The organism is Vibrio sp. L85, from assembly GCF_963871815.1.
In the GTDB taxonomy this organism is placed as follows: domain Bacteria; phylum Pseudomonadota; class Gammaproteobacteria; order Enterobacterales; family Vibrionaceae; genus Vibrio; species Vibrio harveyi.
This window is the reverse complement of the sequence record NZ_CAWMYL010000116.1, coordinates 45,082-58,044: the sequence shown is the minus strand read 5'-3', so window position 1 is coordinate 58,044 and position 12,963 is coordinate 45,082. Positions and strand designations below refer to the sequence as shown.

At 45.1% G+C, this 12,963-nt stretch carries 11 protein-coding genes; 3 read left to right on the top strand and 8 right to left on the bottom strand.

Annotation, left to right across the window (positions count from 1 at the left end):
- Positions 1-14: 14 nt before the first annotated feature.
- Together AACR11_RS12420 and AACR11_RS12415 are read left to right on the top strand one after the other, a co-directional pair.
- Positions 15-1,286, top strand: a complete 1,272-nt coding sequence (locus AACR11_RS12420) for a YeaH/YhbH family protein (RefSeq protein WP_005446701.1) — start codon at positions 15-17, stop codon at positions 1,284-1,286.
- A gap of 11 nt (positions 1,287-1,297) precedes the next feature.
- Positions 1,298-2,857 (top strand): SpoVR family protein, encoded by a 1,560-nt coding sequence (locus tag AACR11_RS12415; protein ID WP_005446699.1) that lies wholly within the window; start codon positions 1,298-1,300, stop codon positions 2,855-2,857.
- Between the two features lie 82 nt (positions 2,858-2,939).
- Here the strand turns inward: AACR11_RS12415 and kdsB are convergent, their stop codons facing one another.
- From kdsB to AACR11_RS12390, 5 genes are read right to left on the bottom strand one after another with little or no spacing between them, the layout of a single operon-like run.
- Entirely contained in the window at positions 2,940-3,698 is a 759-nt protein-coding gene (kdsB, locus tag AACR11_RS12410) for a 3-deoxy-manno-octulosonate cytidylyltransferase (protein WP_029790262.1), read from the bottom strand.
- The gene (locus AACR11_RS12405; RefSeq protein WP_005378451.1) at positions 3,698-3,877 is read right to left on the bottom strand and encodes a Trm112 family protein; all 180 of its coding nucleotides are present in this window, start codon (positions 3,875-3,877) and stop codon (positions 3,698-3,700) included. Before AACR11_RS12405 ends, kdsB begins: the two co-directional genes overlap by 1 nt.
- Positions 3,858-4,865 (bottom strand): tetraacyldisaccharide 4'-kinase, encoded by a 1,008-nt coding sequence (gene lpxK / locus AACR11_RS12400; RefSeq protein WP_029790263.1) that lies wholly within the window; start codon positions 4,863-4,865, stop codon positions 3,858-3,860. Before lpxK ends, AACR11_RS12405 begins: the two co-directional genes overlap by 20 nt.
- Before the next feature lie 5 nt (positions 4,866-4,870).
- A complete protein-coding gene (gene msbA / locus AACR11_RS12395) occupies positions 4,871-6,619 on the bottom strand; it encodes a lipid A ABC transporter ATP-binding protein/permease MsbA (RefSeq protein ID WP_029790264.1) in 1,749 nt (582 codons plus the stop codon).
- Between the two features lie 31 nt (positions 6,620-6,650).
- Entirely contained in the window at positions 6,651-8,909 is a 2,259-nt protein-coding gene (locus AACR11_RS12390; protein WP_079324757.1) for a DNA internalization-related competence protein ComEC/Rec2, read from the bottom strand.
- Positions 8,910-8,917: 8 nt separating this feature from the next.
- Between AACR11_RS12390 and AACR11_RS12385 the strand changes: the two genes are divergently transcribed.
- Positions 8,918-9,427, top strand: coding sequence for a DUF2062 domain-containing protein (locus AACR11_RS12385; protein ID WP_005446692.1), 510 nt, complete (start codon positions 8,918-8,920; stop codon positions 9,425-9,427).
- Positions 9,428-9,624: 197 nt separating this feature from the next.
- Here AACR11_RS12385 and lolE read toward each other — a convergent pair whose 3' ends face one another.
- From lolE to lolC, 3 genes are read right to left on the bottom strand one after another with little or no spacing between them, the layout of a single operon-like run.
- Positions 9,625-10,869, bottom strand: coding sequence for a lipoprotein-releasing ABC transporter permease subunit LolE (gene lolE / locus AACR11_RS12380; RefSeq protein WP_029790267.1), 1,245 nt, complete (start codon positions 10,867-10,869; stop codon positions 9,625-9,627).
- 2 nt (positions 10,870-10,871) lie between these two features.
- On the bottom strand, positions 10,872-11,579 hold the full coding sequence (lolD, locus tag AACR11_RS12375) for a lipoprotein-releasing ABC transporter ATP-binding protein LolD (RefSeq protein WP_029790268.1): 708 nt from the start codon (positions 11,577-11,579) through the stop codon (positions 10,872-10,874).
- On the bottom strand, positions 11,572-12,780 hold the full coding sequence (lolC, locus tag AACR11_RS12370; RefSeq protein ID WP_026000130.1) for a lipoprotein-releasing ABC transporter permease subunit LolC: 1,209 nt from the start codon (positions 12,778-12,780) through the stop codon (positions 11,572-11,574). Before lolC ends, lolD begins: the two co-directional genes overlap by 8 nt.
- Positions 12,781-12,963: the final 183 nt, after the last annotated feature.

Below are 12,963 nucleotides of genomic sequence, written 5' to 3'. Positions count from 1 at the left end.
AAGAGGGCTATTTCATGGCGCAATTTATAGACCGAAGGCTCAATGGCAAGAACAAGAGCGCTGTTAATCGACAGCGCTTCTTGAAGCGCCATAAAGAGCAGATTAAAGAGTCGGTAGCTGACGCAGTGAATCGACGCTCGATCACGAACACGGAAACGGGCGAAGACGTCGCAATACCGCACAAAGACATTAACGAACCTATGTTTCATCAGGGTAAAGGGGGTGTACGTGACCGTGTGCACCCTGGCAACGACCAATTTATCACGGGTGATAAAATTGAACGTCCGAAAGGTGGAGGTCAAGGCGGCGGAGCTGGTGAAGGCAATGCTAGCCCCGACGGCGAAGGTCAAGACGAGTTCGTTTTCCAAATCTCAAAAGATGAATATCTCGACATCTTATTTGAAGATTTAGAGCTACCAAATCTCGAGAAAAACCAAATTGCCAAAATCACAGAGTGGAAGACCCATCGCGCGGGTTATCAAACCGCGGGTATTCCATCCAACATTGCCGTCGTTCGCTCGTTACAACAATCTCTGGCGCGACGCACCGCAATGACAGCAGGTAAAAAACGTCTTCTTAACGAGCTAGAGGATGAACTAACTCGCATCAAGAACATTGAGCCTGCACAACAGCTCGAAGAAAATCGCTTGAAGAAGGAAATCGAAGAGTTACGTAAGAAAATCGAAAGCGTACCCTTCATTGATACCTTCGACTTACGTTTCAAGAACTATGAGAAGCGCCCTGTGCCATCGAGCCAAGCGGTCATGTTCTGTCTAATGGATGTATCCGGTTCTATGGATCAAGCCACCAAAGACATTGCAAAACGCTTCTATGTGCTTTTGTATCTTTTCTTAACTCGCACGTATGAGAATGTTGAAGTGGTCTTCATTCGCCACCACACCCAAGCGAAAGAAGTCGACGAGCACGAGTTTTTCTATTCGCAAGAAACGGGGGGCACTATCGTATCGAGCGCGCTCAAGCTGATGAATGAGATCGTTCAAGACCGCTACCCTGTGGGTCAATGGAACATCTACGCGGCTCAGGCATCCGATGGCGATAACTGGGCAGACGACTCACCCCGTTGTCGTGACCTACTCGTCAATAAGTTACTGCCAAATTGTCAGTACTATTCATACATCGAGATCACTAGACGTTCCCATCAAACGCTGTGGCATGAGTATGAAAAGCTTTCCGAAGCCTTTCCAAACTTCGCCATGAAAAACATCCGCTCTGTGGAGGATATCTTCCCAGTCTTCCGTGAACTATTCCAAAAAGAAAATGCGTAAGGAGGCTAGCGATGAATACCGCAACGACAAACCTTTCGGGGGAAGCCTCGAAGAAACGTAGAGATAATATGCTGCCAGATGGTCCAGACTGGACATTTGAACTGCTGGAGCGTTACCACAAGGAAATCAAGCGTGTCGCGGAGCTTTATCGCCTCGACACCTACCCTAACCAAATCGAAGTCATCACCTCAGAGCAAATGATGGACGCATACTCAAGCATCGGTATGCCCATCAACTACAACCACTGGTCATTTGGTAAAAAGTTCATCCAAACAGAGCAGAATTATAAGCACGGTCAAATGGGTCTAGCTTACGAGATCGTCATTAACTCAAACCCATGTATCGCTTATTTGATGGAAGAGAACACCATCACTATGCAGGCACTGGTTATTGCTCACGCATGCTATGGGCACAACTCGTTCTTTAAAGGCAATTACCTGTTCCAAACTTGGACCGATGCCAGCTCTATCATCGATTATCTATTGTTTGCGAAGAACTACATTGCGGAATGTGAAGAGCGTTATGGTGTGCACGAAGTCGAGCAGCTTCTAGACTCTTGCCATGCACTTATGAACTTCGGCGTTGACCGTTATAAACGTCCTGAAAAGATTTCAATTAACGAGGAGAAAGCGCGTCAGGAAGAGCGTGAAGCTTACCTGCAATCGCAAGTGAACGAGTTATGGCGTACCGTTCCACAATCGAAAACCAAAGAAGAAGACATTAAAGTTCGTTTCCCTAGCGAGCCACAAGAGAACCTGCTCTATTTCTTTGAAAAACATGCTCCTCTGCTTGAGCCATGGCAACGTGAGATTGTGCGTATCGTTCGTAAGGTAAGCCAATACTTCTATCCTCAAAAACAAACTCAGGTCATGAACGAAGGCTGGGCAACATTCTGGCACTACACCATTCTTAATCACCTTTATGATGAGGGTTTGGTGTCTGAGAAGTTCATTCTCGAATTTCTACACAGTCACACTAGTGTGGTTGCACAGCCACCATATAACAGCCCTTACTTTAGTGGCATCAACCCTTATGCGCTTGGTTTTGCGATGTTCCGCGATATCAAACGTATCTGTGAAGAACCAACAGACGAGGACAAAGAGTGGTTCCCTGAACTAGCAGGAACAGACTGGTTAGACGCGGTTCACTTTGCCATGCATAACTTCAAAGATGAAAGCTTTATTAGCCAATACTTATCACCGAAGCTCATGCGTGATTTCAAGTTGTTTGCCATCAATGACGATGATCGCAAAAACTTCATCGAAGTTGCCGCCATTCACGATGAGATGGGTTACCGACGCATTCGCGAAACGCTAGCTGCGCAATATAACTTGGCGAATTTAGAGCCAAATATTCAGGTGTTTAACGTAGATGTCCGCGGTGACCGCTCATTAACGCTGCAATATGTCCCCCATAACCGTATTCCTTTGGATAACAGTTATGAAGAAGTACTTAAGCATGTATATCGCTTGTGGGGCTTCGACGTAATTTTGGAAGAAGTCAAAGACACCGGACACAGAGAGATCCTCTCAACATGTCCGAAACGCAATCAGTACGACACCAATATCTAACCGATACAGCTTCCAATCTATCGTAGATACAAAAAGGCTCCTCAATGAGGAGCCTTTTCTAATTTTGAAATCAATACCAAGCTTATTGTGCTTGCTTAGCGACAATCGCACGTACTGCTTCTAAATCTTCTGGCGTATCCACACCGGCTGCTGGCGCTTCTTTTGCAACTTCTACATGAATCTTTTCGCCGTACCAAAGTACGCGAAGCTGCTCTAGGCACTCGATTTGTTCAAGTGCACTTGGCTGCCAATTCACATAGGTATTGATAAAACCAGCACGGTAAGCGTAGATGCCGATGTGACGCATCAATGGGTTCGCGATTGTTTTGTCTTGTTTAGCAAAGTTGTCACGATCCCATGGAATCGTTGCTCGGCTAAAATACATGGCATAGCCACGCTCATCCGCGACCACTTTTACCGAATTCGGGTTGAAGACTTCCTCTTCCGATTCGATCTCCACCGCAAGCGTTGCCATGGGCGCATCGCAACCTGCTAAGTTGTCAGCGACTTGGCGAATGATAGACGGCGGAATCAATGGTTCATCACCCTGAACATTCACCACAATGTGGTCTGCAAGAATCGCCATTTTCTCTACTACTTCGGCTAGTCGCTCAGTGCCAGATTCGTGGTTTGGCGAGGTCATACAAACCTTGCCACCAAACTGCTCTGCTGCCACTGACACTCGCTCATCGTCAGTTGCAATAATCACATCTTCTGCACCCGCTTGTAACGCTTGCTCGTAAACCCATTGGATCATAGGTTTACCACCAATATCTGCCAATGGCTTACCTGGTAAGCGGCTTGACGCATAGCGTGCAGGAATGACAACCGTAAAAGACATTAGCGTCCCTCGTCCATGCTCATGGTTCGAGCTTCTGGCTCAAGCAGAACAGGAATACCCTCTTTTATTGGGTAAGCAAGGCGATCCAATTTGCAGATCAACTCTTGATTATCTTTATCGTACGTCAGCTTACCTTTGCACACTGGGCAAGCTACAATCTCAAGCAGACGGTGATCCATAAGTCGCTTTAACCTCTTTTATTCGATTTAAAATTCGCTCTGCATCGTTTGATTCAAACTGAGCAGAAACAGGCAGATACCACCAATTATCTTGCGCATAGCTGTCACATTTGACGGCATCTTTTTCTGTCATAATCACATTCGCCCCTTGTTGAGCCAATGCGTGCAATTCTTGCTGGTCAAAGTCTTGATGGTCGGCAAAACCCTTCGTTACTTTAACGTCAGCGTTCATCGCATTAAGTGTATTAAAAAATCGTGGCGGATGTCCGATCCCAGCAAATGCAACGAGGTCTTGCAGTTCGCTCACCTCGACTTGCTGTTTTGTCTTTAAATTAACGGCTTTCGATGGCGCTAAAGACATTGGCATTTCGTTTTGCTGAGCTTGACCACCGTTAGTGATAATAAAATCGACGTTAGAAAGACGCTCTACCCCTTCGCGAAGCGGGCCAAGCGGTATAAGGCTTTCATTACCAAAGCGACGATTACCATCAACAATAACAAACTCGATATCTCTCTCAAGCGCGTAATGTTGAAGCCCATCATCTGTAACAATGATATCAACGCCCACTTCTAGCAATGCTTTCACTGCATTAACACGGACTGGATCCACTGCCACTGGTGCGCCAGTTCTGCGATAGATAAGCTTAGGTTCATCACCACAATGTTTAGCAGGCGTACTATTATCAAGCAATAACGGATATTGCGGTGCTTTCGCGCCATAGCCTCTAGACACCACTCCAGGCTTAAAACCAAGTTGCTGCAATTGCTCTACCAGCCACACCACAACTGGGGTTTTGCCGTTCCCACCAGCAGTAATGTTACCAACAACGACAACAGGTACAGGCGCTTTATACGCTTGTTTTTTTCCAGATTGGTATTGTTGTCGCTTAGACTTACTAATTGCACCGAATAGCAGACTAAGTGGCCACAGTAGCGGCCACAGTAAGTACTTGAGAGGATGGTTTTCGAACCAGATTTTTTCAATCACAGCGCTTAAGCACCAAATTGGATTCGGTGAAGTTGGGCATAAGCGCCATCTTTCGCGATTAAATCGGCATGGCTACCACGCTCAACAATTGTACCTTCGTCCACAACCAAAATTTCATCTGCATTCTCAATCGTAGATAGGCGGTGGGCAATCACCAATACGGTTTTGTCTTTCTGTAGCTCATCCAGAGCAGATTGGATTGCACGTTCAGATTCGGTATCTAGAGCAGATGTTGCCTCATCAAGAATAAGAACTGGCGCATCACGTAATAAAGCTCGAGCAATTGCTACACGTTGACGCTGCCCACCAGAAAGGCTTGCACCGTTCTCACCTATCATCGCGTCGAGTCCACCATCCATCTTACTGATAAACTCCATCGCGTGAGCTAGGCTGGCTGCGCGTTCAATGTCTTCACGTGAATACTTATCTTCTGTTGCGTAAGCAATATTGTTCGCAATCGTATCGTTAAACAAATGCACGTTTTGCGAAACTAGAGCAAACTGCTCACGTAAGTTTTTCAGCTCATAGTCGCGAATATCGTGACCATCAAGCGTAATACAACCACTGTTTACATCGTAGAAACGATTAAACAGACTCGCGATAGTACTCTTACCTGAGCCTGAACGTCCCACTAAGGCAACTGTTTTGCCTCGTGGAATATCAAAACTGACATTTTCTAGTGCAGGCTTTTCTGTACCTTCATAGGTAAAGCTCACATTCTTAACCGCAACATCACCTTGTGCGCGCTCAACGATGAATCTACCTTCGTTTTTCTCTGTTCCAAGATCAACAAGTGCAAATAAAGTTTGGCTCGCCGCCATACCGCGTTGAAACTGCGATGTTACGCTGGTCAATGCTTTTAATGGACGCATCAAACCAAACATCGCAGAAAATACGACAGTAAATGTACCCGGCGTTAACTGGTCTTTAATTGAGTCAATACTTGCCAGATAAAGCACCACAACAATTGCAACAGACGCGATCATCTGAATGATAGGGTTAGCCGCCGCTTGAGCACTCACCAATTTCATGCTTTGTTGGCGCATTTGGTTGCTCACTTTCTCAAAGCGTTTACCTTCGATATCTTGACCACCATAGCTCAGAACGACTTTGTGACCTTTCAGCATTTGCTCTGCAGAAGCAGTCACATTACCCATCATCGTCTGCATGTTTCTTGAGATCTTTCTGAATCGTTTAGAAACAATACTAATACCAAAAGCAACAACAGGAGCTACAGCAAACAAAACCAAAGACAGTTGCCAGCTGTTATAGAACATCAGAACCAGCAAACCGATAATGCTCGCTCCTTCACGCACAATGCTCACTAGCGCGGAGCTAGTAGCTGCAGAAACCTGTTCCGAATCGTAAGTAATTCGTGATAGCAAGCTACCTGTTTTTTCTTTATCAAAGTAAGAAACTGGCATATGCATAAAGTGGTTAAACACCATGCGGCGAATTTGCATTACCACGTTACCGGATACCCAGCTCAAACAATAAGTGGAAACAAATCCACTTACGCCACGAATAAACATCATGGCAAAGACAATAAGCGGGAGTGTTCGTAAAAAATCTGACTCTGCGTTACCAAACCCCTCGTCGAGCAACGGCTTCAATAGAGAGATCATATAAGTATCAGAGATAGCATTAACAACCAATGCTATAACAGCAACGATCAGACCAGATTTATAAAGACGGATAAATTGCCAAAGACGCTTAAACGTCTGCCAAGTCGTTTCATCAGTATTTGTTGACATAGAAGTGCTTTATTTTCTTACATTAAGACTCTTATTCTACTCCGTTACGCAGCATCTGCCTATACCAAGGGTCAAATGTCTCACTTCGTTTCGTTTCAAAATACCAATTCTCTTGCTCAATAAGAACGCTTATTTGACCGCCATTCCCCGTATCCAGCCATTTCGCATTGGCGTTCTCGTACGCTAGAACCACGTTATTTGCAGGCATTCCCCACTGATTCCCTTTTGCCAGAGATGCGATCGCCAGTTTTGGGGCAATCGCTTCAACAAACTTGGGGTTAGAAGAGCTCTTACTTCCGTGATGCGGGACAATCACAACATCACTTTTTAACTGATCGGGGTTTCTCACCAAGATCCATTCACTAACGGCTTCAATATCGCCCGTTAATAGCAACTTAAAATCCATTTTGGTATCGACAACACGAATCACGCATGAATGTGGGTTATATGCACGTTTAACCAACTTCGGCGGCCAAAGAACTTCAAATTCTAGCGCTTGCCATTTCCATCGCTCCCCCGCAATACAAGGTTGGTAGTTAGCGTAGTTTTGGCTACTAAACTTACGAACTGGGGCGAAGTGCCTTTCGATATATGCACGTCCTCCAGCATGATCTGAGTCGGCGTGACTGACGACAAACATGTCGATAGAACCGAACCCTCTGCGATACAAGATAGGAGCAATAACTTGTTCAGCAATACTTCCATAAGCCCATGTTTTACCCGTGTCATATAAAAGCACTTCACCGTCTTTTTCTAGGAGCACTGCAAGTCCATGCCCAACATCTAACACATCAATACGCCAACCATCGGATTTTCGTTCATACCACAACGCCAGACTTGTGATGACCAAGAACAAAACACCTGAAGCTTCTCGATTTAAAAATCGTATCGAAAGCACACAAACGCCCAATACCAGCACCCACAACGTTGCCTGTGAGCTAAGAGATTGCCAACTCCCCAAAGCAAATGGCAAAGACCAAGTAAGGGGTACAAGCATCCAATCTAACCACTGCCACAGCATGTTCGCCAAATGCACTGAAAACGGGGTAATGATAAGTGCAACAAACATCAGTGGAACGACAACAAAACCGAACCAAGGGATAAAAATGAGGTTATATAAAATAGAGGAGAAGCTCGTCCCGGCAAAAAACAACCCACTAATCGGAATGATCAACACAGTGAGTACTAACTGAATTTTGAATAAGGTACCCAGTTTCCTAATCCAATTGCCACGGCTATGTTGTACACAATTCACTGCAAATAAAACGGCGATAACAGAGAGATAAGACAGCCAAAAGCTCATAGTGAGTGCAGAAAACGGCTCGATACACAACTGTATTGCTACAGCAAGGAGCAGCACGCGCCAAGCGCTCCAATAAATCAAAGCAGACTTTAATAACAAGTAAATCAAACATACTGAAAAAGCTCGAGTCGTAGGCAAAGAGAAGTCTGCTAACCATGAATACAAAAAAGCAGTAGCAAGCCCAAACAAGGAAGGTAAAAAGACAAATTTTGGCAAAGCGTACCTAACAACAACCCCAAAGCTCATACCAAAAGCAAACGCCATTCCTATATGTAAACCCGAAATCGAGACCAAATGCAGTAAGCCACTATCACGTAGGAGTTGCCAGTCATATCGAGACAGAAGCGTACGGTCACTAAACGCCAAAGCACGAATAAGAGCGAAGTGTTCAAGCTGAACAATGTGCTTATGAACGACGACGATAATTTGCGTTCTTAATGATGATCGCTCACGAATAAGCCACGCTGAATCCTTTGAAACGGTCGCCCTTGCGACAATGCCCTTTCCTACTGCCTGCTTTTCGGCGTCATGACCTGCTTCGTTTAAGAGCCCAAAGATGGGTTTAATTGTCACTTCGGTAGTGAACTCACTGTTAACTGCGAGTGGGAAAGGCGTTATCAACCGGATTTTCGGTTTAAAAAAAGGTAACAAGTTTTGAGAATTCACCTGATGGACACGCGCAATTCCTTCATATCCGTGACTTATTTGCGTAAAAGGGCTGTCAACTTTGCCATTTATGGTAATATTCACCCCTGCTTGAAACAGGGCTTGTCTTTGATGCTCCATAACATTGCCGTGGATAATGACAACCATAAAGCCCGAAATTACGCCTATGCTCAATAAGCCACGTCGTAATTTTATTATTGAGCCAGTGGCAATTATTCCCAGCAGCAACCAACGCCAATCTGGTATCGTCGGCCACCATGCAGACGAAATAACGCTCGCTACAAATAAAGCCAAGGTCAAACTTTTTTCTAAGAGAGTCATGTCGTCCTATGCCTAGAAAGCTGATAAAACGCTTCATGCCAGATCATGAAATGATCAAACGCCAAAAAGCACTGAAGGTCTTCGGCAACGTTTTATATAACCCAAACTTGTGGTGTTTAAATCGTCGCTCTGCGTCTGGCGCTTTTGCTGTTGGTCTGTTTATGGCGTTTGTCCCGCTTCCGAGTCAGATGATCATGGCGGCAGGTCTTGCCATCATGCTTGGTGTTAACTTGCCTCTATCAGTCGCACTTGTCTGGATCAGTAACCCCATTACCATGCCAGTGCTGTTCTACTTTGCTTACAAGCTTGGTGCCTTGGTCATGCATGTACCACCACAACCATTCCACTTTGAATTGTCGTGGGAATTCATCATGCAGCAAATGAACACCATAGGACCTCCGTTCTTACTTGGCTGCGCGATCTGTGGCGTAGTGTCAGCAATCATTGGTTATTTCGGTATTCGTGGTCTTTGGCGTTATTCAGTCGTGAGAAGCTGGCAAAAGCGTAAAGTACGATAAGCGCTTATTCACCAGTTGGCAGGTTATGGCGCGTTGAATGGAAAACAGTTAACGTTAGAAATGAAAGGTGATGTAACTCAAGTATGAAACGCATCGAGCCAATTAGAGATAACAACGATATAGATAAAAAGGACCGATAATAATCGGTCCTTTTTTTGTTGTCTGTTATTTGCGAACTGTTCGCTGAGCTTTGTAGATTACTTGGAACTCAATACCGCCGCTGGATTAAGTTTCGCTGCACGGGAGGCTGGGTACCATGTTGCCAACAAACTCAAGATAATCGCCGTAACTGAAACCAAAGCAACATCTGGCCAATGCAATTGCGATGGTAAGAAGTCGACAAAGTAGATATCCCCCGAAAGAAATTGGTGACCAATTAAGGCTTCCAACCCCTTAATAATCGGTGTGAGGTTGAGAGCGACAAGAACGCCAACGACACTACCCGCAAGACTACCAAATACGCCCGAGAATACGCCTTGCCAAACGAAGATACGCTTAATCAAACTGTCTTTTGCACCCATAGTACGAAGAATCGCAATCTCAGCCGCGCGATCTTTAACCGCCATCATCAATGTCGAGACAATATTGAAACACGCGACACCAATCACTAGCACCATTACCAGGTACATAATGGTACGAACAAGTTGGATATCACGGTACAAAAAGCCAAATTGTTGTTGCCAGCTTTTTAGGTAAACATAAACATCAATTCGGCTACCGACTTCACGTACAATTGATGGTGCATTCAACACATCATCCGCTTTCAGCGAAATACCTGTAACGCCATCACCTAAGCGAGCATAGGCTTGAGCATCCTTGAGCGGTACTAGCGCTAATGAATGATCTATTTGACCGTTAAGCGTTAAAAAACCAGCGACTTTGACTCGGACTCGCTTTGGGGCTTGTACCTTATTCGTACTGCCTGATTGCGGGATCATTAAAGTAATATAGTCACCAACATCGACCTTTAACTCATTGGCGACACCACGCCCAAGAATCACTTGCTGTTGACCTGAGTAAAAATTTTGCCACGCCTGTGGGTCAATAAAGTCAGACATACTAGAAACAGCTTGCTCAAAAGCTGGATCCACACCGCGAACTTCTATTGCTTTTAGCTTACTGCCCTTTTCTGCTAACCCCGTAAACCGAACATAAGGTGCGGCAGCAACCACATGCTCATGACTTAGGGCTTGCTTCATGGTTTTGGTATAGTTGTGCAGTGGACCATTCACCCCCTCTAACTCACCATGTGGAATCACAGAAAGCACACGAGACTGTAACTCTCGTTCAAAGCCATTCATCGCAGATAAGCCAATGATGATGACTGCTACGCCAACCGCAATACCGATGGTGGAGGAAAGAGAAATGAACGATACCATCTTGTTACGCTTTTTAGCGCGACTGAAACGTCCACCAATCATCAATGCTAAAGATGAAAACAAAATTAGCCCTCCACGGTTGCTGTGTCTGTGGTAAAACGATCCACCAGCAAACCATCTTGCATATGCATTTGGCGATCCATTTTCGCGGCCAGCTCGTTATCATGAGTGACAACTAAGAAAGCAATATTCGACTCCTGATTTAACTCACGCATTAAGTCGTAAATCGCTAGCGCCGTATTGTGATCTAAGTTACCAGTCGGCTCATCTGCTAAAACCAAGTCAGGCTTATTGACCAAAGCTCGTGCGATAGCTACACGTTGGCGCTCACCACCAGAAAGTTCTGACGGACGATGATCCATTCGATGTCCCAACCCCACCTTCTCCAGAAGGGCTTTTGCTTCCGCTTTCGCATCTGCAACTTTCGCCCCACCAATCAACAGTGGCATTGCAACATTTTCAACCGCTGTGAAATCAGCCAGCAGATGATGGAATTGATACACAAAGCCAAGATGCTTATTACGCAATGCAGCTTGTTTGTTGGAGCTCAAAGCAGACAAGTTCTGTCCCAGAAAATCCACTTCTCCTTGAGATGCATCGTCTAATGCTCCAAGAATGTGGAGCAACGTACTCTTACCCGAGCCTGATGAACCGACAATAGACACTAACTCGCCTTTATCAATATCAAAACTTACACCTTTGAGCACTTCAGTATCTAACGAACCCTCTCGGTAGACTTTACGAATATCACGACATTCTAATAGCTTATTCATAGCGAAGTGCCTCAGCAGGTTTAACAGAAGATGCTCGGAAAGACGGGTAAACAGTTGCAGCTAGACTCAGAGCAATCGCCAGCACTACCACTAGTAAAATTTGGAATGAATCAATCACGATAGGTAAGTGACCACCGAAGCTAAATAGTGCCACTCCCGCCGCTTCAAGAATTGCATTGAGGTTAAGTGATAAAGCAACGCCCATTGCACCACCAACAATGGCACCAATCACACCACTGCTAGCGCCTTGAACCATGAAAATCGCCATCACTTGAGATTGAGTCATACCTTGTGTTTTAAGAATCGCGACTTCAGATTGCTTCTCCATCACCACCATGATCAAAGCGGAAATAATGTTAAACGCCGCAACACCAACGATCAGCCCAAGCATCAAGCCCATCATATTCTTTTCCATTTTGACGGCTTGGAAAAGCTCACCACGTTGTTCTCGCCAATCACTCCATTGCCAACCATCAGGCATTGGCTGATCAGCAAAATCAGTCACCATAAAAGGGTCTGAGAAGAACACACGCCAGCCAGAGACTGTATCTTTCGGTAAACGCATCAGCTTTGCCGCATCAGTCATATTAACAATCATAAGCTGACCATCGACATCTGAGCCCGTATTGAAGATGCCAGCTACCGTGAAATTACGTTGGCTCGGAATTCGACCCAGTGGGGTAAATTGGGTGGCATTGGTGACCATCAAACGGACTTTATCGCCCATCGACACTTTCAATGAGCGCGCCAAGCTGTGACCAAGGAATACTTTGTACTCACCTGCTTGAAGAGAAGATAAACGTCCTGCGATAAGGTGGTTAGAAATCGGGTCGCCAAGTTTGGGCTCTATACCAATTAAATAACCAGCTGTCAGTTGTGCAGAACTTTGAATAACAGCCTCACCACGAACAATAGGCTCTGGTTTTGCTATGGTCGACATATCTTGAATGAACTTAGGAGCAGCTTCACTGAGAGGCGTTTTACTATCGTGTTGCGAAATCACAGCATGAGGAAGCACTCCTAAAATGCGCTCTTTCAACTGGGCTTCAAAACCGTTCATTACGGAAAGCACCGTCACTAACGCCATCACGCCAATTGTGATACCGGCTGTCGACATATAAGAAACAAATCGGCTAAATCGGTCTCCGGAGCGTCCCCGAAGGTACCGCAAGCCAATAAACAAAGAAATAGGATGATACATATAGGACAAACCAACTGGTTATCTAGTTATGAAGCCATTACTTAGCTAGTTAATACGGGTTATCTTACCTTACTCTTACAATGAAGAAGACAAGATAATCGCTAAATTTGTCAACGACATGCAATAAGTCCCCATTTACAGCAAAAAGTTCAGCCAGAGAAACGGGGAAACTTGATAACTTAA